17 protein-coding genes are annotated in these 21,665 nt (G+C 60.8%); 11 read left to right on the forward strand and 6 right to left on the reverse strand.

What is annotated here, in order from left to right; translation table 11 throughout:
• On the forward strand, nt 1-499 hold a 499-nt coding region (locus tag VN623_RS08085; protein WP_325569916.1), incomplete at its 5' end, for a zinc-binding dehydrogenase.
• Between the two features lie 13 nt (nt 500-512).
• On the opposite strand, the gene VN623_RS08090 is transcribed toward VN623_RS08085, so the two are convergent.
• Together VN623_RS08090 and VN623_RS08095 are read right to left on the reverse strand one after the other, a co-directional pair.
• Entirely contained in the window at nt 513-1,370 is an 858-nt protein-coding gene (locus tag VN623_RS08090; protein WP_325569917.1) for a TIGR01459 family HAD-type hydrolase, read from the reverse strand.
• 103 nt (nt 1,371-1,473) lie between these two features.
• Nucleotides 1,474-3,225, reverse strand: a complete 1,752-nt coding sequence (locus VN623_RS08095) for an EAL domain-containing protein (RefSeq protein WP_325569918.1) — start codon at nt 3,223-3,225, stop codon at nt 1,474-1,476.
• A 486-nt stretch (nt 3,226-3,711) separates the two neighbouring features.
• Between VN623_RS08095 and VN623_RS08100 the strand changes: the two genes are divergently transcribed.
• From VN623_RS08100 to VN623_RS08130, 7 genes are all read left to right on the forward strand, one after another.
• Complete coding sequence (locus tag VN623_RS08100; RefSeq protein WP_325569919.1) at nt 3,712-4,455, forward strand: SDR family oxidoreductase; 744 nt, start codon at nt 3,712-3,714, stop codon at nt 4,453-4,455.
• A 65-nt stretch (nt 4,456-4,520) separates the two neighbouring features.
• On the forward strand, nt 4,521-5,423 hold the full coding sequence (locus VN623_RS08105) for a LysR family transcriptional regulator (protein ID WP_325569920.1): 903 nt from the start codon (nt 4,521-4,523) through the stop codon (nt 5,421-5,423).
• A gap of 208 nt (nt 5,424-5,631) precedes the next feature.
• Nucleotides 5,632-6,162, forward strand: coding sequence for an NAD(P)H-dependent oxidoreductase subunit E (locus VN623_RS08110; protein ID WP_325569921.1), 531 nt, complete (start codon nt 5,632-5,634; stop codon nt 6,160-6,162).
• On the forward strand, nt 6,162-7,727 hold the full coding sequence (locus VN623_RS08115; protein ID WP_325569922.1) for an NADH-quinone oxidoreductase subunit NuoF: 1,566 nt from the start codon (nt 6,162-6,164) through the stop codon (nt 7,725-7,727). Before VN623_RS08110 ends, VN623_RS08115 begins: the two co-directional genes overlap by 1 nt.
• Nucleotides 7,728-7,783: 56 nt before the next feature.
• Entirely contained in the window at nt 7,784-10,678 is a 2,895-nt protein-coding gene (gene fdhF / locus VN623_RS08120; protein ID WP_325569939.1) for a formate dehydrogenase subunit alpha, read from the forward strand.
• A 33-nt stretch (nt 10,679-10,711) separates the two neighbouring features.
• Complete coding sequence (gene fdhD / locus VN623_RS08125) at nt 10,712-11,530, forward strand: formate dehydrogenase accessory sulfurtransferase FdhD (RefSeq protein ID WP_325569924.1); 819 nt, start codon at nt 10,712-10,714, stop codon at nt 11,528-11,530.
• A 28-nt stretch (nt 11,531-11,558) separates the two neighbouring features.
• Nucleotides 11,559-11,828, forward strand: coding sequence for a formate dehydrogenase subunit delta (locus VN623_RS08130; RefSeq protein ID WP_325569926.1), 270 nt, complete (start codon nt 11,559-11,561; stop codon nt 11,826-11,828).
• A gap of 78 nt (nt 11,829-11,906) precedes the next feature.
• Here VN623_RS08130 and VN623_RS08135 read toward each other — a convergent pair whose 3' ends face one another.
• Nucleotides 11,907-13,991: an elongation factor G gene (locus VN623_RS08135; RefSeq protein ID WP_325569928.1), complete on the reverse strand. Its 2,085-nt coding sequence runs from the start codon at nt 13,989-13,991 to the stop codon at nt 11,907-11,909.
• Nucleotides 13,992-14,349: 358 nt separating this feature from the next.
• On the opposite strand from VN623_RS08135, the gene VN623_RS08140 reads away from it, so the two are divergent.
• Nucleotides 14,350-14,592, forward strand: a complete 243-nt coding sequence (locus tag VN623_RS08140; RefSeq protein WP_325569929.1) for a hypothetical protein — start codon at nt 14,350-14,352, stop codon at nt 14,590-14,592.
• Nucleotides 14,593-14,608: 16 nt separating this feature from the next.
• On the opposite strand, the gene VN623_RS08145 is transcribed toward VN623_RS08140, so the two are convergent.
• On the reverse strand, nt 14,609-15,811 hold the full coding sequence (locus VN623_RS08145) for a pyridoxal phosphate-dependent aminotransferase (protein WP_325569931.1): 1,203 nt from the start codon (nt 15,809-15,811) through the stop codon (nt 14,609-14,611).
• Nucleotides 15,812-16,684: 873 nt separating this feature from the next.
• Between VN623_RS08145 and VN623_RS08150 the strand changes: the two genes are divergently transcribed.
• Nucleotides 16,685-17,170 (forward strand): hypothetical protein, encoded by a 486-nt coding sequence (locus VN623_RS08150; RefSeq protein ID WP_325569933.1) that lies wholly within the window; start codon nt 16,685-16,687, stop codon nt 17,168-17,170.
• 30 nt (nt 17,171-17,200) lie between these two features.
• Here VN623_RS08150 and VN623_RS08155 read toward each other — a convergent pair whose 3' ends face one another.
• Nucleotides 17,201-17,926 (reverse strand): SDR family NAD(P)-dependent oxidoreductase, encoded by a 726-nt coding sequence (locus VN623_RS08155; RefSeq protein WP_325569935.1) that lies wholly within the window; start codon nt 17,924-17,926, stop codon nt 17,201-17,203.
• 135 nt (nt 17,927-18,061) lie between these two features.
• The gene (locus VN623_RS08160) at nt 18,062-18,301 is read right to left on the reverse strand and encodes a PsiF family protein (protein WP_325569937.1); all 240 of its coding nucleotides are present in this window, start codon (nt 18,299-18,301) and stop codon (nt 18,062-18,064) included.
• A 501-nt stretch (nt 18,302-18,802) separates the two neighbouring features.
• Here VN623_RS08160 and uvrB point away from each other — a divergent pair.
• The gene (gene uvrB, locus VN623_RS08165) at nt 18,803-21,577 is read left to right on the forward strand and encodes an excinuclease ABC subunit UvrB (RefSeq protein WP_325569941.1); all 2,775 of its coding nucleotides are present in this window, start codon (nt 18,803-18,805) and stop codon (nt 21,575-21,577) included.
• The last annotated feature ends 88 nt before the right edge of the window (nt 21,578-21,665 follow it).

A 21,665-nucleotide genomic window follows, 5' to 3' on the forward strand; every position in this document is an offset into this window, starting at 1 on the left:
GGCATTCGGCGCCTACGTGCTGACGACTGTCGGGTCGGATGAAAAGTGCGAAGCGGCGCGCGCCCTCGGCGCCGACGTCGCCATCAATTATCGCACGCAGGACTTTGACAAGGTGATCAAGACCGAGACCGGCGGACGCGGCGTCGACGTCATTCTCGACATCGTCGGCGGCAACTACATCGAAAAAAACATTCGCTCGCTCGCCGAGGATGGCCGTCTCGTCAACATCGGCTTTCAAAATGGATCGACGGCCACGATCGACTTCATGCGCGTGATGCTGAAGCGGCTAACTATCACCGGCTCGACGCTTCGTATCCGCTCGAACGAATTCAAAGGGCACATCGCACAGGCGATCGAAGAAAAGGTTCTTCCACTCATCGTTGCGGGCAAGATCAAAGTGCCGATCGACGGCACGTTTCCCCTCGATCGTGCGGGCGAGGCCCACGCTCGCATGGAAAGCAGCTCTCACATCGGCAAGATCGTCCTGACGGTCGCTTGAACGAACTTCGGGACTACCAAACGAACTCGCTCATCACCGCGATCGGCTGCGGGGCACCCTTCGCGCCGAATAACCGGGCAGCAGCGTCGGCCATCGACTCGCCCAGGCGCACGTGCACGCCGCTCGCAATGAAAACGGCACGCACGCCGAAATTCACGGCGCCGGCAATATCGGTCGCGATGCCGTCGCCGATCGCGAGCACGTGCTCCTTCGTGACCGGCGCGCTTCGCAGAGTGCCGGCAAGCTCCAACGCCAATTCGTAGATCGGCTGAAAAGGCTTGCCCGCGTAGCTGACCGTGCCGCCCAGCGCCTCATAGGCCGCCGCGACCGCGCCAGCGCAATAAATGATGCGGCCATCGCGTTCGACGGTCCGATCAGGATTGGCGCAGATCATCGGCACGGCGCGCGATTTGAGTGTGGCGAGCATGGCTGCATAATCGGCGGGCGTTTCGGTCTCGTCGTCGTAGAGACCGGTGCAAACTGCAACCTCGGCATCATTCGCGGTGGCGCCCGGAACGGCCCCAAGACCGGCGAAGAGCGGCAGATCGCGCTCGGGGCCAACGTGCAGAATGCGCAGCCCGGCCCAGGCCTCGATCAGCTCGCGGGAGACATCGCCCGAACTCACGATCTCATCGTAGGCCGTGGCGGCAACGCCGATCCGGTCGAGTTGCCGTCTGACGCTGACGCGCGGACGCGGTGCGTTGGTGACGAGTAAGACGGTGCCGCCCTGCTTTCGAAACGCTTGGCACGCCGTAACCGACGATGCACACGGACGAACACCGTTGTGTATCACGCCCCAAATGTCGACGAACCAAACGTCGGACGTGGCAGCGAGAGGCGCAATCGAAGGCAAAATAAAGCTATCGGTCATCTACGGCCCGGAACGCGGCGATGAGATTTACGCCGCCGATGGCCGCCCTATAGCGACCGATCGCGCAGCTGTCACCCGGCGCCAGGAACACGGACCGTCGCTATTAGGCAGCTGCCGAGCGATGCGGATGACCGGCGCCGTCGAGACTTACTTGGCGCGGCGCCCCAAACAGGGGCCCCTGGCCGAGCAAGACGCCGGACTCGAACAGGCGTGCCTGCGTGTTGGCATCGCCTATGCCGGTCGCGACGATCGACAATCCCGCAAGCGTTGCCCGCTGGTGTATCTCGTCGGTGCCTACGAAACGATCGCGGGACGGCAGCCCATTCATCAGCGCCTGCGCGTCCAGCCGGATGAAGCGGAAGCCGGATTGCGCCAGTGCCGCCAGATCGGTCCCCATGTGCTCGATTTTGCCGAGCGCAAAGCGGAAGCCGAATGCATGCATGTCACGCACTGCTTCCCATGCGGCGGGCGTCAAGCCATCTATAGCCCTCTGCGAAAACATCAGCACGAGTTGCGCCGCAATTCTCGGGCGCTCTTCGTAGACGCGGGCGAAGGATTCGAGGAACGGGCGGCTGGTTAGCGATCCGCCGGCGAATTCAGCCAGCAGCGAGCCATCCTTGTCGCGCGCTTCCATGCGCAGCGTCAGCGCTGCCGCACGTTTCAACTTCGCAACATCGAACCTCGTACCAATATCACTGCCGGCAAGAGTGGGATCGTCCTCGACGGGATCGAGCCGATCGCCCTCCGGCGATTTCAGGTCGACGGTCATTTCGTAGTGATTGACCGAATGCGTCGACAGCGTCACGATCGGCCCCAAGAAAACGTCCGCCGCATCGCTTTCGATAGCTTTCGCGATTGCGGTGGCGCGCGGCGATAAGACCGGCGCCGGTTCGCCACCGGAAGGCAAGTCGATATCCGGAAACTGCGGAAGCGGCAGATCGAGACGCGGCGGCTCGACCTTGCCGTTCTGAGCGCCCGTGATCGAACCGGCGATGCGCTTGGCAGTCGACGGTATCACCAGTTCCCCGAAACCTTGCACCGCTGCCGGTTCCGACGGAATTTTCAGCGTCGGCGTGAAATCGGCCTGATGGCGTGCGCGCATACTGCCTGCCGCGGCCTTCAGCGCGCCGATCGAATCCTCGAGCGCCTCGGCCGTCGCCTTGAGTTGCGCCTCTGGTCGAAGTGACTTAGCGGGCCGCGAGGCCTCCGTCGAATTCACCTCGTCGGCAAGCTCCTTGATCTTGCGTTGAACGAGTTCGAGGTCACCCTCGATCGTCGTCGCACTCCCGATACGGGATGCAGCGTCGTCGGAACTTCCCTGCAAGGGCCCGCGCGGTTCGTTACGCGGCCTGAACGACCAGTGCTCACGTATGGCTTGCGCTTTCGGCCCATGCGGCTCAGTCGATGCGGTGTCGCCGGCGGGCGTCTTCAATTCGGTGACGGGCCGCAGGTGAAGATCGATGAGGCTGTCGGGCAAACCCGGCTGCCGGATCGGAGCAGCGCCGTTGAGGTCATCCGTCGGCAGCGGACGTTGCATGGCCAAATCGGGTTGAGTGGCGTTCGTCGGAGCCGCGTCACGCAGTTCGGTTTCGGCTTGACGTGACAGAGTGCTGGCCTCCGGCATGCGGATGTCGATGCCGGCCTGAGCGGCCGCTTCGATGTAGGACATCGGCGCCCCCCGCGGGGCACCCTTCGGCCTCACGCCACCGGCGCGGGTGCGCGCCAGTTCTGCTTTCAGTTGCGCGATCTGCGCCGACTTCTGCACCTGCTTGTGAATGAGCATCAAGGCCGCCCAAGCACCGGCGCCGGCGATAGCCGAGACGGGCAGCGACATGCCAAACTGAGTGGAAAGCATCGCCGAAATCGCGGCCGATACGATCACGATGCACAAAAGCACCAATCCGTCGTGCGGCTCGGCTGTGCGTTTTTCAATCGGCGGAAGGGGGACCTCCGCCGCCGGTTCCGTGGCTGGCGCACTGCCCGCCGACCGCTTTAAATTGTCTCGCCTTCTCATCGTGTTCCAAGCCGCCCATCGATTCGTCTTTCATAAGCTTCGCAGCCGCGCCAAGCCTCACGCAATGCGGGCGGTCGACCTTTCACCAGGATTCGCGATCATCCGGTTCGAATGCTGCGATTCAACACACTCAGGGGCTCCCCGGTCACACATCGGCGTCTTTCATCCGCCCGTGCATAGCCGCAAAAGCGCCCTTGACCCGTCGCCCACGCACCCGAATCGGCGCGCTGTTTAGTTCTCGTTAGGCGAATCGGCATGCTATCGTTCGGCCGAGGGCGCCTCTCGCGTTCGCGGTTTGCGTGTTGTTGATGAGGGGAAAATATCGCCATGTACATGGGTCGAGTCGGTAGCAGTGCTGAAGGTGAAGTTTCCAACGAACTTGCGCAGTCGCGCATCCTGGTCACAGGTCTTACGGCGCTTGCCGGTGTCGATGTCGCCCGATCTTTCGCCGATCTACGGGCTAGGCTCGTAGTACATACGACCGATCTCTCTCCCGAGCTGATCGAACTCGTCGCGCTTCTGTCGCAGAGCGCCGGCGAAATCCGCTTGCATACGCACGACATCTCGACCGCCGATACCGCCGCCGCGTTTGCGCAAACATCGGCGCAGGCCTATGGCGGGCTCGAAGCCGCGATCAATCTCGCGTCGATCTCGCGCGCTGAAATCGATGCCATCCGTCGCGATGGAGATCTCGAAGCGCTAATCTCAGCCAAGCTTTCGCCGCTGGCGCAGCTGACGCGCGTCATCGCCAATCGCATGAGCGTCGTCTTGAGCGAAGGGCTCATCCTGAACGTTTTGAAGATGCCTCACCCGGAGAATGCACGCCAGGAAGCCGTTGCGGCCTTCGCTCGGACCGTGCTTGCGTCGATGACGGTCAAAGAGGCGACTTCCTGGGCCCGCCAAGGAATTCGCGTCAATGCCGTCGGCCCGCGTGTTCTTCGGGGCGAGTGCTCGGCCGGCGCTTATCTGACGAATGAACCCGATATCGCGGCGCTGGCGGTTCACCTTGCTTCACGAAAGGGCCGATCGCTGTCGGGCCATGTCTTTGATGCGGACGGCACTGCCTGTTAACATCGCATCCTGCCGAGACTGACCGCGAAAGATAATCGCGCGTTTCTCGGCGCAACGAGCCCGCAATGGACATCCGCCAACTTCAGTATCTCGTCGCCCTCGCGCGCGAAAAGCATTTCACGCGAGCCGCGCACGCCTGCAACGTTACACAGCCGACGCTTTCGGGACGCATCCGTCAGCTCGAACTCGAACTTGGCGTACCGATCGTCGAGCGCGGACAGCGCTATCAGGGCCTGACGCAGGAGGGCGAACGGGTTCTCAAATGGGCCCAGCTCATCCTCAACAACTGGGCGTCGATGCATCAGGAACTGGCGCATCTGGCGACCAGCGATTTCGGTCTGACGGGACGGTTGGCACTCGGCGGCATCCCATCTGCGCTGCCGATGATACCCTATTTGACCAGAGACGTGCGGCGCCTGCATCCGCACATCAATTTCACCATCATGTCCCTGAGCTCGGAAGAGATCTTGCGTGGACTGGGTGACTACTCCATCGACGCCGGCATCACCTATCTCGACAACGAACCGATCGATGATCTTCTGGCGACGCCCCTCTACACCGAACGTTACTGTCTGTTCGTGCCGGAAGGTCACAAAATGGCCGAACGCGACACGATCACGTGGCGAGAAACCGCCGAGTTGCCGCTAGGACTATTGACGCCGAATATGCAGAACCGGCGCATCATCGACCGTGCGTTCCGCTCCGTCGACTGCCGGCCGGAACCGGCGCTCGAAACGAACTCCGTAATCAGTCTCTACTCGAACGTCAGGTTGATGGGCTTGGCCAGTGTCATGCCGCACTACATTTTGCAGATCCTCGGCAATGATCCCGGCCTGAAGGCTATCCCGCTCAGAGAACCCGAACTCGCCCACAGCGTCGGCCTCGTCACGCAGGACCGCGATCCGAGCGCCCCGTTGGTCAGAGCCTTTCGCGAAGCGGCCGCCGCCTTTTCCGTGAAGAACTTTTAGGGCGCCATAGCCGAAAATAAACGTTAACCGCACAGCGAACTGTGATTTTAATGCCAGTTTTTGCACTGCACCATAGATGTGGCCGATATATGGATCGGTGATAACGATTTGATCGTTACCATCGGACGACACAGTAAGGAGCGTGCGGTAAAGTGCCCATATAAACGATGTGAAGGGCGCCTGATTAAGCCCGAGGAAACGCCAGACCATGGCCAAGAAAGTTGCACGACCAAATAAAAAGCCCCCTGAGGCCGAAAGCCGGCCGCCGACGCCTGCCGAGATCGCGGCGTTAGCTACCTGCGAGCGGTACGGCAATAAGGCCGATGAGCTTCTGGAAATTCTGCACGATCTGCAGCACCAGCTTGGCCATATTCCGGAAGAAACCTTACCGATTATCGGCCGCGCGCTGAACAGGTCTCGCGCCGAAGTCCACGGCGTCGTGACGTTCTATCACGATTTCAAGCGGCATCCGATCGGCAAGCACGTCGTCAAGATTTGTCGCGCCGAATCCTGTCAGGCCGTGGGAACGGATGAGCTTTGCCGCCACGCCGAACAATCGCTGAACACGAGGCTCGGCGGCACAACGGGCGATGGGTCAATAACGATCGAGCAAGTTTTCTGTCTCGGCAACTGCGCTCTGTCGCCGGCCGTTATGGTGGACGAAAAACTTTACGGCATGGTCGATCCCAAACGTTTTGACGAGATCGTCGCGGGCCTCAACAAGGAGGCCGCGGAGTAATGATCAAGGTATTCGTCCCACGCGATGCCGCAGCTCTCTCCGTCGGCGCCGACGAAGTTGCGGCAGCGATCGCAAATGAAGCCAAAAAGCAAAATAAAGACGTGCAGATCGTGCGCAACGGTTCGCGCGGCATGCTTTATCTCGAACCGCTCGTCGAAGTCGAAACGGCCAAGGGCCGCGTCGCGTACGGCCCCGTCAGTGCGAAGGACGTGGCGGAACTTTTCAAGGCCGGTTTTCTTGAGGGCAAGTCGCACAAGCTCGGTCACGGACTGACCGAAGAAATCCCCTATTTCAAAAGCCAGGAGCGGCTGACTTTCGCCCGCTGCGGCATCACCGATCCGCTGTCCATCGACGATTATCGCAAACATGGCGGCTTTGAAGGGCTATCGAAAGCCCTGAAGATGAAGCCCATCGACATCGTTACCGAGGTCACGACATCGGGCCTGCGGGGACGCGGCGGCGCCGGCTTCCCGACGGGCATCAAGTGGAAGACGGTTCACGATCTCCCTGCCGGAGAAAAGTACGTCGCATGCAACGCCGACGAGGGCGACAGCGGCACCTACGCCGATCGCATGCTGATGGAAGGCGATCCATTCTGCCTCATCGAAGGCATGACCATTGCAGCCGTCGCGGGCGGTGCCACGAAGGGCTACATCTACATTCGGTCGGAATATCCCCACTCGGTCAAAGTGTTGCGTGAGGCGATCGAGATCGCGCGCAAGGCCAACTGGCTCGGCGAAAATATCCAGGGATCGCAATATAGCTTCGACCTCTTCGTACGAACGGGCGCGGGCGCCTATATCTGCGGCGAAGAAACGTCGATGCTGGAAAGCCTCGAAGGCAAGCGCGGAGTCATCCGCTACAAGCCACCGATCCCCGCCATCGAAGGACTCTTCGGCAAGCCGACGATCATCAATAACGTCATGAGCTTCGCCGCTGTGCCGATCATCCTTGCCAAGGGTGGCGAGTTCTATCGCGACTTCGGCGTTGGCCGCTCGCGCGGCACGCTAGCCTTCCAGCTTGCGGGCAACATCAAGCGCGGCGGTCTGGTCGAAAAAGCCTTCGGCGTGACGACGCGCCAGCTGATCGAGGAATGGGGCGGCGGCACCCGGACAGGGCGTCCCGTTCGCGCCGTCCAGGTTGGCGGCCCGCTGGGCGCCTACCTTCCGACATCGAAGCTCGATGTGCCGATGGATTACGAAGAATTCGCCAAAGTCGACGCGATGGTCGGCCACGGCGGGGTTGTAGTCTTCGATGACACGGTCGATATGGCTAAGCAGGCCCGGTTTGCTATGGAATTCTGTGCTATCGAAAGCTGCGGCAAGTGCACGCCGTGCCGTATCGGTTCGGTTCGTGGTGTCGAGGTGATCGACAAGATCATCGGCGACATCGACCGTGACAAGAACGTCGAGCTTCTTGAAGACCTGTGCGTGACGATGACTGACGGCTCTTTGTGCGCCATGGGCGGACTGACCCCCATGCCGGTGATGAGTTCACTGCGCGGCTTCCCGGAGGATTTCGGCAAACCCGCGCCGAACAAGTTTCTTGCAGATGCTGCAGAGTAGATATTGAGAACAAGACGACCTTACGAGGACGCGAAATGAACCATCACGTTAAGCCGATGACTCTCATCAAAGAGACGGACTACGGCACTCCGCACCCCGAGGTGACCGAGACCACAAAGCTCGTGACGCTCCAGATCGACGGCCTCGAGATCACCGTGCCGGAAGGCACGTCGATCATGAATGCCGCGATGCAGCTCGGCATCCAGGTCCCGAAGCTCTGCGCGACCGATAGCCTGGAGGCGTTCGGTTCATGCCGCCTCTGCCTCTGCGAAATCGAAGGCCGCAAGGGAACGCCGGCCTCGTGCACGACGCCAGTCGCGCCCGGCATCAAGGTCACGACGCAGAATGCCCGGCTCGCCAACATCCGCCGCGGCGTCATGGAACTTTATATTTCCGACCATCCGCTCGACTGCCTCACCTGCACGGCGAACGGCGATTGCGAACTACAGGACATGGCGGGCGCCGTAGGCCTGCGCGAAGTGCGTTACGGCTACGACGGCGACAACCATGTTTTCGCCAAGAGCGCCGACGGGACCGTGAACGACCGGTTCAAGCCTAAAGATACATCCAACCCCTATTTCCAGTTCGAGCCGTCGAAGTGCATCGTCTGCTCGCGCTGCGTTCGCGCATGCGAAGAAGTGCAGGGCACGTTCGCGCTGACAATCGACGGTCGCGGCTTTGCCTCGCACGTCGCGGCCAGCATGGATGAATCGTTCCTCGCGTCCGAATGCGTCTCTTGCGGCGCCTGCGTGCAGGCTTGCCCCACGGCGACCCTGATCGAGAAGTCCGTGGTCGATATGGGCCAGCCCGAGCACTCGATCATCACGACCTGCGCCTACTGCGGCGTCGGCTGCTCGTTCAAAGCCGAGATGCGGGGCGAAGAAGTCGTCCGCATGGTTCCCTACAAGGACGGCGGCGCCAACGAAGGCCACTCGTGCGTCAAGGGCCGTTTCGCGTTCGGCTACGCGACGCACAAGGATCGCATCACGACGCCGATGATCCGCGAGAAGATCACCGACCCCTGGCAAGTCGTGTCGTATGACGAAGCGATCAACTATGCCGCGAAACGGTTCAAGGAAACGCAGGCCAAGTATGGCCGTACCTCTATCGGCGGCATCACTTCGTCGCGCACGACGCTGGAAGAAATCTACGCCGTACAGAAGCTCGTTCGCGCCGCCTTCAACAACAATAACGTTGATACGTGCGCCCGCGTCTGCCACTCCCCAACGGGCTACGGCTTGAAGCAGACTTTCGGCGAAGCTGCCGGCACGCAGGACTTCAAGAGCGTCGACAAGACTGACGTGATGCTGGTCATCGGTTGCAACCCGACCGATGCGCATCCGGTGTTCGGCTCTCGAATGAAGAAGCGTCTGCGCGAAGGCGCCAAGCTTATCGTCATCGATCCGCGCCGGATCGACCTCGTCGACGGTCCGCACGTCAAGGCGGACTACCATTTGCAGCTTATGCCTTCGACCAACGTGGCGGTTGTGAATGCCCTCTGTCACGTCATCGCGACCGAGGACCTGATTGATCGGAAGTTCGTCAACCGGCGCTGCGAGAAGGCCGAGTTCTTCCGCTGGGAAGAATTCATCAAACGCCCTGAGCATTCTCCCGAGGCCGTCGAGCCGATCACGGGCGTTCCGGCAAAGATGATCCGCGAGGCGGCGCGCCTTTACGCGACCGGCGGCAATGGCGCGATCTTCTATGGCCTTGGCGTTACCGAACATACCCAAGGTTCGACGACGGTCATGGCATTGGCCAACCTTGCGATGGCGACCGGCAATATCGGCCGCGAAGGCGTCGGCGTGAACCCGCTCAGAGGCCAGAACAACGTGCAGGGCTCGTCCGACATGGGCTCGGCTCCGCACGAGTATCCGGGCTATCGTCACGTAGCCAATAAGGAAGTGCGCGAGATCTACGAGAAGGAGTGGAACCTGAAGCTCGATGACGAGCCTGGCCTCCGCATTCCCAACATGTTCGATGCCGCAATCGACGGAACGTACCGCGGCATGTTCATCCACGGCGAAGACGTTGCGCAGTCCGACCCCGACGTCCATCACGTCGAGCACGCGCTCCGGTCGCTCGACATCCTTGTCGTACAGGACCTGTTCCTGAACGAGACGGCGGCATTCGCTCATGTCTTCCTGCCGGGAACGTCGTTCCTCGAAAAGGACGGCACGTTCGTCAACGCCGAGCGTCGTATCAACCGCGTCCGCAAGGTCGTGCAGGAAAAGCAGGGCATGCCCGAGTGGGAGATCGTCAGCCGCCTCGCGACGGCGATGGGCTTCCCGATGCACTACAATGCCGCCTCCGAGATCTTGGACGAGATCGCACGCACGACCCCGACGTTCGAGGGCGTGTCGTTCGATCGGATCGACGAACTCGGCTCGATCCAGTGGCCGTGCAACGAGCAGCACCCCGAAGGCACGCCGATCATGCACACCGAAGAGTTCGTGCGTGGCAAGGGCCGCTTCATGCTGACCGCGTTCATGGCAACCGACGAGCGCGCCAGCAACAGCTTCCCGCTGATCCTGACGACCGGCCGCATTCTGGCGCATTACAACGTCGGCGCGCAGACACGGCGCACCGACAACACCGCCTGGCATCCGGAGGATATCCTGGAGATCAACGCCTACGACGCGGAGATTCGCGGAATCAAGGACGGCCAGATCGTTTCGATCAGCAGTCGCGTTGGTGCAACGACCGTTAGGGCGAAGATTTCCGACCGTATGCCGCAAGGCGTCGTCTACACGACCTTCCACCACCCCGCGACGGGTGCCAACCTGATCACGACGAGCGCTTCGGACTGGGCCACCAATTGCCCCGAGTACAAAGTCACCGCCGTGCAGGTCCGGCCGTCCAACCATCAGTCGGAGTGGCAGGACGAGAGAGATACGCGCGACGTTGAGAACAAGCGTATCGCGGAACGGAGCCTGGAACCGGCGGAGTAATCTGCCGGTTGCCGGATCGGAGCATCGCTCGCGATGAACGTCATGCCGAAAGCAGTATCTGACCAGGCCGAAGGCGCGGGCCTTTGCTCGCGCCCGGCATCCGGCGAGACGACTGTTGGCGGCGCGACGCAGCAAATCACGTGGCAATTACCGGAAGAGACACCGGTAGCACTGCAGATAAATTCCGAGCCCTACACGGTCATGATGGCGACCCCGGCGGACCTGCGCGATTTCGCGTTTGGCTTCCTCGTCGGCGAAGGCATCCTCAAAAATCCACGCGACATTCAGGGCGTCCTCGTGATGCCGGTTGAAAGCGGTATGGCCGTCGATGTCGCCGTTCCCGAAACCGCGCTCGAAACGTCGCGTTTGGCGCGTCGTTCCATCGAGGGCCGCACAGGCTGCGGGCTATGTGGTGTCGAAGATATTGCGTCTGCGCTGCGGCCTTTGCCGATGCTCACCAGAAGCTGGTCCCCCGCAACGGCCGCCATCCAGCGCGCTGCAGAGGGACTATTCCAGCATCAGCCAATGAACCGCTTCAACCGCTCCGTCCACGGCGCGGCATGGGCGTCTCGAGACGGCGAAATCCTTCTCGTGCGCGAGGACGTCGGCCGGCATAATGCACTCGACAAATTGATTGGCGCGCTACTCATCAAAGACGAGGACCTCTCGAAGGGCTTCGTGCTGATGACCAGCCGCTGCAGTTTCGAACTCGTGCAGAAAACGGTCACGGCCGGTATCGGCGCGCTCGTCACGGTTTCCGCACCGACCGCGCTGGCACTTGATCTCGCCCGCAAGTCGAATCTCTTCCTGGCGGCCCTCGGACCGAGTGGCCCGGTCGTCTTCAATTCCTGATCCACCTTCAACTCAACCGGTGATTTTGATGCAAAGCTCCGATCTCGTCCGCATGGCCAATCAGATTTCGGACTACTGGTCCGTCTATCCGAAGGCCGAGGCCATCGATGGCATTTCCAAGCACATCCACGCTTCGTGGGAACCGCGCATGCGCAATGATATGAAAAAGCACATCGATAAAGGCGGCGAGGGTTTGTCGCAGCTGTTTCTCGAGGCGATGGCCGATTATTTCAGGGGCCCGAAGTCACCCGCTTCAAAAGCCGCATCAGGCAAGCCCGCGGGGTCCTCGGCTCACTGACGCCGGCTGGTGATTTGCAATTTGAAAAGGGCGGTCGCGTGAACCGCCCTTTTTTTAAATGCCTGGATCATCGGTCCATCACGCAGCAGCAGCTTTGCTCGCGGCAAGCACCTGGTCTTTGAGCCGCCCCGTTACCTCGGCCAGATGATCAAACGAGAACGTGAACGAGCCGACGCCGGCCGTCGCTGACCTGAGATCGATGATGAGGTTGTCCATCTCGGATTCAGGGATGTGCGCCTGGATCAGATCCCAACCGGGCCAGCCCGGCCGCGCGTCGAAGCCCAGGATTTGCCCACGCCGTTGCGAGATGATGCTGTTAATGCGCGCGTTCGCTTCGGACGGAACCGCGACCGTCACAGCCATGATCGGCTCCAGCAGCACCGGACTGCACTTCGGCATACCTTCCGACATCGCCAGCCGGCCCGCCTGGCGAAACGCCATGTCGGATGAATCGACCGAATGATACGACCCGTCCGTCAATGTTACGGCAACATCGACGACCGGAAAGCCGAGAGGACCTTCGGTCAGATAATCGCGAACGCCGATCTCGACCGAAGGAATGAAGTTCCGCGGAATGGCGCCGCCAGTGATCGCTTCATCGAACACGATGCCCGAACTTCGCGGCAGCGGCTTGATATCGAGCTTGACGTCGCCGAACTGACCATGCCCGCCGGACTGCTTCTTGTGACGTGCGCGGATCTCGGTTGAAGATCGGATCGTCTCTTTGTAGCCGACGCGGCGCTTCTCGCGCAAAACATCGATACCAAACTTGCGCATCAAGCGTTCGAGCGCTACGCGCAAATGCATCTCGCCTTGGCCATGCAGCAGGATTTGATGCATCTCGGCATTGTGCTCGAGCGTCAGCGACGGATCTTCATCGACGAGCTTGCCGGCGGCCGCCGACAGCTTCACCTCGTCCTTGCGATCCTTGAGCCCGAGTCCGATCGCGAGCACGGGCTGCGGCTGCTTCAAAACATCGATTTGACGGATCGCGACCTTGCCGGTCGTAATCGTCTCGCCGGAATGAATGGAATCGAGACGTCCAAGTGCGGCCGTATCGCCAGCCTTGAGGCCGCCTCGCTTCACGGTTTCTTCGCCGCGGATGGTGAAGATGCCTGCGATGCGTTCCTGTTGTCCATCACGGCCCGTAACGGTCGCGCCGTCCGGGATTTCTCCAACGAGCACACGGGTAAATGACAGTTTTCCGCCTGCCTTGGTATGCACGCTCTTGAAGACGTATGCGGCCGACTTGGCATTGTCGAGTTTCAGGCGGCGAGCCGTATCTTCGACGAACGGACATTCGTGGCGCAACACCTTCAGCAGACGCAAAATGCCGTTCCCGTGTTGTGCTGAGCCGAGCAGAACCGGGCAGATGAGGCCGTCGCGCAGCTCCTTGGTCAGATCGCTGAAGACGCGGTCGTTGGGCGGGGATATATCAGCAAGCAATTGTTCCATCAGCTCGTCGTCATAGTCAGCGAGCCTTTCGAGCATTTGGAAGCGGGCGTCCTTCTGACGCCCTGCGATTGCCGACGGCAAGTCGATGATCTTGCTTTCCTCGTGCTCGCGGTAGACGTAAGCGCGTTCGGAAGCCAAATCGACAAAGCCCGTCGCGATGCCATTTTCCCATATCGGTATCTGGCGCAGCACGAGCGGCCTGGCGCTAGCGGGCTGTAAGCTCGGAATGATGTCGCGCACCGGCGTCGGCGAAGCATCGATCTTGTTCAGAAAAAGAAGATGCGGCACGCCGGTATCGTCGAGTTGTTTCAGGATGACTTGCAGCGCCGACACGCGCTTGGGGTCGGGCTCGCACACCACAACCGCCATATCGCAGGCGGGAAGCGCCAGCGCGCCTTCATGCGTGAACTCGACCGAGCCGGGGCAATCGATGAATGTGAAATTATCGCCAAGAAATGAAGCGTCCGCGACATTCAAATTGACGCTCATCGCGTGGTTGCGGGCTTCCGGCGAGCTATCGCCGACGGTTGATTTCGCTGCGATCGAGCCGGCTTTCAAAATCCCGCCGGTGCGGGCGAGGATGGCTTCGAGAAGTGATGTCTTTCCGCTTGCAAAGGGTCCGATAAGCGCAACGCAGCGCGCGCCTCGGACCCCTGCTCTACCGCCTTGAGCGCCACTTCCGCCCTTCGGGCCATCTGAACTCGTCATGATTGCCTCCGACATTGCGAGGCGCGCGACCATGTTGGCCGCCCCCCGCACCTCGGACGAGCGCGGCACAACCGATGCTGGCTTCAAAGCGGCAAATGCACAACTGCCTTCGCCGCACAGTTTCGTGAAATTGTCATGCTGCGATGCGATAGATCATTTGCGGCATCGCATTGAATCGCATCACTGCTAAGCAGATTAAGAAGTTTGCAGCTCGGGCCGGTCAAAAGACAAAAATAACTTGAATTACTTTAAACTTGCCGCATCATGAACTCTTCCGCGTTTGGCGCGTTTTAAGGGGTACGAGCGCAAAATACGGATCGGGCCAGAGGGACTTTGGCTCAGAGATGCGAGGCTGGTTATGAGTATTGAAACACTGATGTCCGCCGCGAACGCTGCCGGATACGTCATGGCAGCCGAAGAAGAGTTGCCCGAAACCTTCGGTGCCGAGCCGACGGTATTCGAATTTAAGGCACAGCCCGCCACCGCGATTGCCATTTGGCGCCCCGTCGTCCCCCGTCTTGATGGCAAGCCGCTCGCAGGGCACATCTCGAACGTTTGGGATTGGTTCACGGGGCATTTCCCCGGTAACGCCCCCGCCTAACCGAGGCGTCCGTAGTTTAACGCAGGTTTCCGCAAAAACGCTGGATGCGAGTGCACGCGTCTTTTAGCGCAGCAGTCGACGCCGCGTAAGACACTCGGAACGAAGGCGATCCGGCAAATGCCGCGCCATGTACCACGGCGACGCCTTCTTCCTCGAGCAACGCCGTCACGAAATCTTTGTCGTTTTCAATTTTGGTGCCGGCTCCGCTCGTCTGGCCGATTATCGCTTTGATACTTGGATAAACATAAAACGCGCCCTGCGGTTTCGGGCACTGCAAGCCATTTGCTTGGTTCAACATGCTCACTACGAGATCACGACGCTCGACAAAAATAGCGTTGTGCTCGGCGATGAAGTCCTGTGGCCCGGTGAGGGCTTCGACACCCGCCCACTGCACGATCGAAGATGGATTAGACGTCGACTGCGACTGCAGTTTGCGCATCACGTTGATCAGCGGTTCGGGCCCTGCCGCATATCCGAGACGCCAGCCCGTCATGCAATACGCTTTCGAGAAACCGTTCATCGTCAGTGTGCGGTCGTAGAGCTGAGGCTCGACGTTCGCCAGCGTCGCGAACGTCAGCCCGTCGTAAAGCAGGTGCTCGTAGATATCGTCCGTCAACACCCAGACGTGCTTATGGCGCAGCAGTACTTCCGTCAGCGCCTTGATGTCCGCAGCCGAATACGCCGCTCCCGTGGGATTTGACGGCGAATTGAAGATGAACCATTTGGTCTTCGGCGTGATCGCCTTCTCTAGAGCTTCGGGCTTCAGCCTGTAGCCATCCTCGAGCGTCGTTTCCGCGAACACCGGTGTTGCACCAGCAAGCGCGACGATGTCTGCGTAGGAAACCCAGCACGGCGCCGGCATGACGACTTCATCGCCCGGATTGAGCGTCCCAACCAGCGCGTTATAAAGCACCTGCTTGCCGCCTGTTCCGACGGACACCTGGCTTGTTTTATAATCGAGCCCGTTTTCGCGCTTGAACTTGGCGACGATGGCCGCCTTGAGCTCAGGAATACCGTCGACGTCGGTGTATTTGGTCTTGCCTTCATCGAGCGCGCGCTTGGCGGCGTCCTTGATGTTTTGCGGCGTGTCGAAATCCGGTTCGCCCGCTGACAAAGAAATGATGTCTCGCCCTTGCGCCGCGAGTTGCCGAGCCTTCGTCGAAACGGCGATAGTGGCTGACGGCTGGATTCGATTGAGACTGTCGGCGATGAAGCCCATGGATGTGCGGCCTGCTTCAGACTGATGTCGTGTATTTCGCTACTGCGAAATAAGCGGCGCGGAAGGTACTTGCAACAGTATGCGACTGCAAGGCGACGTTCGGCCAATGGTGCTGGATATCCAGTGCAGTGATCGTCGCACGTTCGGCGCGCCAAGGTGGTGCCGTCCCGCAACAAACGTGGAGTGAACGCGCGCACGCGCTGAATTGCTCCGCGGGCGCCACATTCCGAACCAACGTGCGCCCAGAAGCGGCGGTCAACTTCACCTTAACAGGTTGGGACTACCGACTTGGTTACGAGCGGAGGGATTAGACATTATGATGTCTGTCAGCGTTCAGTCCTCGGACCACACAAATCCACGACCGCGGCCCGAGGATGCGAAATATTGGCGCCTCGTCATCCGTCCGATGCTGGACGCAGTTGTTTGGCTGGTATTCGGACTGACAACTCTGCTGGCAACAAGCGCCCCGGTCTTGGCGCAAATTAACCCGGTAGCCTTCGCCGGCCTGCAACTCTCCGTAACGCCAGCCACTGTCATAGCGGTTGGGCAAGCCGAACCGGCCCCAATCGTTGAAATCGCCACGACCAGCTCGGTCACGAACTCCGATGCGGTCTTCCGGCGAACAAGCGTCAGTGCCGCTTGGGGACTTCTCGGTGTCGCCTTATCTATCCTTGCTGTGCTTAATCTCGCCATTTTCAGTCACTTGCGGCGCACTTACGCGCCGAAACGGTGCCCAAACGGGCGAAAACAGGGTTATCCGCCGCACGCGGCGCCGGGTGCTATTGAAATGCCGCAATCACATTTGTAGGACTGTGTTGAACTGTGTCGTCCGAAGCCAACTTGTACTATTCAAGAAGTTTGGAGGTCCGGAGCATGACGAAGCAGGAAGTGCGACCTTTATGGTTAGGCTTGTCAGCCGGAACCGCCGTTGCCGCGCTCGCAGCGGGCCTTTTCTTGATCAGTAGCGAAACGGTCCTCAGATCGAGCTTCTCTACGGCCCTGGGACACGCAAGCGCGACAGCGAAGGAAGTGGCGTCCGCGGCTCCCGTTTCAGGTTCGGAAGAATTCTGGCTTTCCGCTATGCGGGGTGACAACAATAGTCCGGTCACCAAGACCATAAACGTCGGCGATCGGATCGCATTGAGCTTGGGCGGCGAACGCCGCTCGCTGCAGGTCGCGACCGTTGCTGACTTTGCTCCGCAGATCACCGAGATCGACACCTCGGCAGGTCCCAGCCACTTCGTGCTGGTGACGGCGCGCGACGTCAATGACGCAACCGCTCCGCCTGTGCGCTTCGTGATGCAATTCGAGCAGCGCGTTGCTCCCGTTGTCGCGGGACGAAGCGGTCGGACGCTCTAATTTTATTGGTTTCGATCGGCGGCGCGACGATCACCACGGGATCGGCGCTTTATCCTGAAAAAACCCACCGGTCGGTCCGCCGGTGGGAAGTGTTGCGAGCCAAACCGCGGTCTCGGCACCCTTCTCCGGCGTCCGCGGCGCATCTGCGCCGCCCATATCAGTCCTGACCCATCCCGGCGAACAGGCGTTGACTTTGACGTCACCGCGAGCCGCTTCCGCCGCTGCAATTCGTGTCAGCGCGTTGAGTGCGGTCTTCGAAACGCGATAGGCGGGGAAGCCCGAACCCATGTCGCTGAGCTGACCCGCTGCCGACGACATGTTGACGATGCGCCCAAAGCCGCGCGCGATCATCCCGGGGAGCAGTGCCCGCATAGTCGTAGCAGGACCGAGCACGTTCGTCTCCCACGTGCGCCGGAACGTGTCGTCCGTCATTTCGAAGAGGCTGGCGCCGAAGCCGCCGGGCCCGTCGATGAGGATGGCGGCGTTGTTGACGAGAACGTCGATCGGGCCGTGACGTCTCTCGATCTCAGCCAAAATGGCCGGCATCCGTTTCGCGGCGGCGATGTCGAGAACGACGGGAACCGCCGTAACTCCGATTTTCGCAAATGCGGCGCCTGCCGCCTGAGCCTTCTTGTCCGATCGGGCGCCGGCAAGAACCGTGATTCCCTGCTCGGCCAATTGGCGCACAATCTCGAAACCGATGCCGCGATTGGCGCCGGTCACCAGGGCCGTCTTCGGTGCTTTGCGACCGGCCATGCAAGGTCTCCTCGCAACAGATAACGGCCGACAATTTTCAACCCGCGTCAGCTATTCCTGCATTTTGAGCTTCATGACCCAAAAAGAAAGCCCCGCCGATTACGACGGGGCTTCTTTACCGAAATATCTGGCAACTTACGATTTTTTATCTTCCGTCTTCGCATCCGGCGTGTGGGCCTTCTTGCACTCGGCCCGGAACTTCTTGCGCTCCTTGCCGTGCAGACCCTTGGCGTCGGCCTCCTTCGAACACTCGATCGACTGAGGCGAATGCACCACCGGCGTCGCGGGCTTCTTCGCGTCCTTCGCCAGTGCTGCGCCGCTGCCAATGACTACCATCGCGGCCGCGGCGGCGGCCATCGTCTTCAACGAGATCATCTTTGCTCTCCGTGTTGCATCGCTGGGTCGCCATACGGCTGCCCGGTGTCCGCTTCTCGACAACGCGGCACCGTCGAAACCCATTTGGGCCAATTTGGATATGAAACGAGGTCGAGTGTCCGAATTGGCTGCTATTTGGCTAGCACCCCCAAGCGAGAGCCCACTACTTACTGTTCCGTAAAGCGATGATGGAGGCGTCTGGCGGTCGCCGACCTGGCAAATTGCGAATGCGCGACACTGTGGCCGGGAAACAGCATTTATGGTTTGGCATCTCGTATCTATATTTGCGGTGTGTCAGCTCCACCGAAACCGCCTTTCGAAAAAACCGCGCGGCCGCGTCCGTCGCGCGGCAAGTCCGGCAAGCCTGCGCCTCCGCCCGTAGAAACGGGGGCGCGCACGCCCGGCTTCGGCGAAGCGTCGCAGAACGCCTATACCGTTAACGGCCCGCTCGGTGGCCTCCCGACCTTACCCGCCTTGCGCCAGTCCGGCCCTCGCCCGCCTATGGGCGGCGAAAGCCTGACCGAAAATCTGACCGCTCTGCTGACAAAGCCCCAAGACCGGTCCGAGCGCGCCAACGAGCTGCTGTCTCGCCAGCCGCTGATGGCGACGCATCCGATCGTCGCCGGCACGACTCCGACATTCGTACCGCACCGCCCCGAGCGTCCCGAGAAAAGCGAAGGCGGCATCAGGTTCAAGATCGTCTCGGAGTATGAGCCGAAGGGCGACCAGCCGCATGCCATCGCCGAACTCGTCGAAGGTGTCAGGAAGCACGAACAGAACCAAGTGCTGCTCGGCGTCACGGGTTCCGGCAAGACGTTCACGATGGCGCACGTCATCGAGGCGACTCAACGTCCGGCACTGATCCTGGCGCCGAACAAGACGCTAGCCGCCCAGCTTTACGGCGAGTTCAAGAGCTTCTTTCCGGACAACGCCGTCGAATATTTCGTCTCGTATTACGACTACTACCAGCCCGAAGCCTACGTACCGCGCACCGATACTTACATCGAGAAAGAAGCGTCGATCAACGAGCAGATCGACCGCATGCGCCATTCCGCGACGCGCGCCCTTCTCGAACGTGACGACGTCATCATCGTCGCGTCGGTATCGTGCATCTACGGTATCGGCTCTGTCGAAACCTACACGGCGATGACGTTTACGGTTCGGGTGGGCGAGAAGCTGTCGCGCGACCAGCTGCTGGCGGATCTCGTCGCGCTCCACTACCGGCGCAACGACCAGAATTTCCAGCGTGGCGCATTCCGAGCGCGCGGCGATACTGTCGAAGTCTTTCCTGCCCACTTAGAGGATCGCGCCTGGCGCTTCTCGATGTTCGGCGATGACATCGAATCGATCGTTGAGTTCGACCCGCTGACCGGTGCCAAGACGGACGAGCTGGCGCTCGTCAAACTCTACGCCAATTCGCATTACGTGACGCCGAAGCCGACGCTGCAACAGGCCATCAAGTCGATCAAGGTCGAGCTGAAACAGCGCCTCAACGAGTTGTATGACGCGGGCAAGCTGCTCGAAGCCCAGCGCCTGGAGCAGCGCACGACCTTCGACATGGAAATGATGGAGGCAACCGGTTCGTGCGCCGGCATCGAGAATTATTCGCGTTATCTGACGGGACGCAATCCCGGCGATCCGCCGCCGACACTGTTTGAATATCTGCCCGACAACGCCCTCGTCTTTGCCGACGAGAGCCACGTCACGGTGCCGCAGATCGGCGGCATGTTCCGCGGCGACTTCCGGCGCAAGGCGACGCTCGCCGAATATGGCTTCCGGTTGCCGTCCTGTATGGACAATCGCCCGCTTCGGTTCGAGGAATGGGACGCGATGCGCCCGCAGTCGCTCTTCGTTTCAGCGACACCTTCGAGCTGGGAGCTTGAGCAGACCGGCGGCGCTTTCGCCGAACAGGTCATCCGGCCGACCGGTCTCATCGATCCTCCCGTCGAAATCCGCCCCGCCAAATCGCAGGTCGATGATCTGCTCGACGAGGTCCGGCAGGTCGCGAAGAAGGGCTATCGCACGCTCGTTACCGTGCTGACGAAGCGCATGGCCGAAGATCTGACCGAGTACATGCACGAGAACGGCGTGCGAGTCCGCTATATGCATTCCGATATCGAAACGCTCGAACGCATCGAAATCATCCGCGATCTGCGGCTCGGAGCCTTCGACGTGCTGATCGGCATCAACCTTTTGCGCGAGGGTCTCGACATCCCCGAGTGCGCGCTGGTTGCCATTCTCGATGCCGACAAGGAAGGCTTCCTGCGCTCCGAAACGTCGCTGGTGCAGACGATCGGCCGTGCCGCCCGCAACGTCGACGGCAAGGTGATCCTCTATGCCGATCACATGACCGGATCGATGGACCGCGCGATCGCCGAGACCAATCGCCGGCGCGAAAAGCAGCTTGCATGGAACGAAGCCAACGGCATCACGCCCGAAAGCATCAAGCGCAACATCCACGATGTGATGCAATCGGTTTACGAGCAGGATCACGTGACGGTGGATGCCGGCCTGGCGGACAGCGACCACGTGCAAGTGCTCGGCCATAACCTCCACGCCGTCATCGCCGACATGGAGCGGCGCATGAAGGACGCTGCCGCCGATCTCGAATTCGAAACGGCAGCGCGGCTGCGCGACGAGATCAAGCGGCTGCGCGAAACCGAGCTCGCCATTGCCGACGATCCGTTGGCGCGCCAGACCGAAGTCGAGGATCGCGCCGGGAGTTTCAAGGGCGCCCGCAAGTATGGCCCGAAGGCAAATCTGCCACGATCAAGCACCCCCTCCTCCCAGGGAGAAAGGGAGCGGTCCCGTGCAGGTAGCAATTCCCTCTCCCCTCGGGGAGAGGGACAGGGTGAGGGGGGAGTTTCATCGTCACGCGTCCAGATGGAGTACGAACCCGTTCAGCCGACATATGCGCAGTCGGCGTCCCGCCCGGCGGCCGGCTCCCCGGAGGGGAGTCGCCCGACGCAAACAGAATCTCGTATTCGCAAGCCGTCGCTCGACGAGATGGGACCGGGTACCGACCGTCCCATTCCGGCGGCACGCATCCAGAATGTCGATAGCCGAACCAAGGCCGGAGCATTCGGCGAAAAAATCTCGGGACCGCACAAGCCGACGCTCGATGAAATGGGGCCGCACGCCTCGTTGCCGGTGAAAACTTCCGACAAGCTCCCGTCGAAGCCGTCGCCGCCCGTCACCACGCGCGAATTCGACGATCCCACACAAAGGAAGGGCCGTCGCGGCCGCCCGAGAAAAACCGGACGGCCCGGACATTAGTCCGGCTTGCGCCAGGGCATCAGCATCGGCACGCGCTCTTTATATCGGCGGTAGTCGTCGCCAAAAAGAGCGATGAGGTCATGTTCTT

This window comes from Hyphomicrobium sp. (assembly GCF_035572195.1).
Lineage (GTDB): Bacteria > Pseudomonadota > Alphaproteobacteria > Rhizobiales > Hyphomicrobiaceae > Hyphomicrobium_B.

Coding starts and splice junctions, on each gene's coding strand:
- VN623_RS08090 (WP_325569917.1), bottom strand. CDS start 1,370: ATGACCGATAGCTTTATTTTGCCTTCGATTGCGCCTCTCGCTGCCACG.
- VN623_RS08095 (WP_325569918.1), bottom strand. CDS start 3,225: ATGCTTTCCACTCAGTTTGGCATGTCGCTGCCCGTCTCGGCTATCGCC.
- VN623_RS08100 (WP_325569919.1), top strand. CDS start 3,712: ATGTACATGGGTCGAGTCGGTAGCAGTGCTGAAGGTGAAGTTTCCAAC.
- VN623_RS08105 (WP_325569920.1), top strand. CDS start 4,521: ATGGACATCCGCCAACTTCAGTATCTCGTCGCCCTCGCGCGCGAAAAG.
- VN623_RS08110 (WP_325569921.1), top strand. CDS start 5,632: ATGGCCAAGAAAGTTGCACGACCAAATAAAAAGCCCCCTGAGGCCGAA.
- VN623_RS08115 (WP_325569922.1), top strand. CDS start 6,162: ATGATCAAGGTATTCGTCCCACGCGATGCCGCAGCTCTCTCCGTCGGC.
- fdhF (WP_325569939.1), top strand. CDS start 7,784: ATGACTCTCATCAAAGAGACGGACTACGGCACTCCGCACCCCGAGGTG.
- fdhD (WP_325569924.1), top strand. CDS start 10,712: ATGAACGTCATGCCGAAAGCAGTATCTGACCAGGCCGAAGGCGCGGGC.
- VN623_RS08130 (WP_325569926.1), top strand. CDS start 11,559: ATGCAAAGCTCCGATCTCGTCCGCATGGCCAATCAGATTTCGGACTAC.
- VN623_RS08135 (WP_325569928.1), bottom strand. CDS start 13,991: ATGACGAGTTCAGATGGCCCGAAGGGCGGAAGTGGCGCTCAAGGCGGT.
- VN623_RS08140 (WP_325569929.1), top strand. CDS start 14,350: ATGAGTATTGAAACACTGATGTCCGCCGCGAACGCTGCCGGATACGTC.
- VN623_RS08145 (WP_325569931.1), bottom strand. CDS start 15,811: ATGGGCTTCATCGCCGACAGTCTCAATCGAATCCAGCCGTCAGCCACT.
- VN623_RS08150 (WP_325569933.1), top strand. CDS start 16,685: ATGACGAAGCAGGAAGTGCGACCTTTATGGTTAGGCTTGTCAGCCGGA.
- VN623_RS08155 (WP_325569935.1), bottom strand. CDS start 17,926: ATGGCCGGTCGCAAAGCACCGAAGACGGCCCTGGTGACCGGCGCCAAT.
- VN623_RS08160 (WP_325569937.1), bottom strand. CDS start 18,301: ATGATCTCGTTGAAGACGATGGCCGCCGCCGCGGCCGCGATGGTAGTC.
- uvrB (WP_325569941.1), top strand. CDS start 18,803: ATGGGCGGCGAAAGCCTGACCGAAAATCTGACCGCTCTGCTGACAAAG.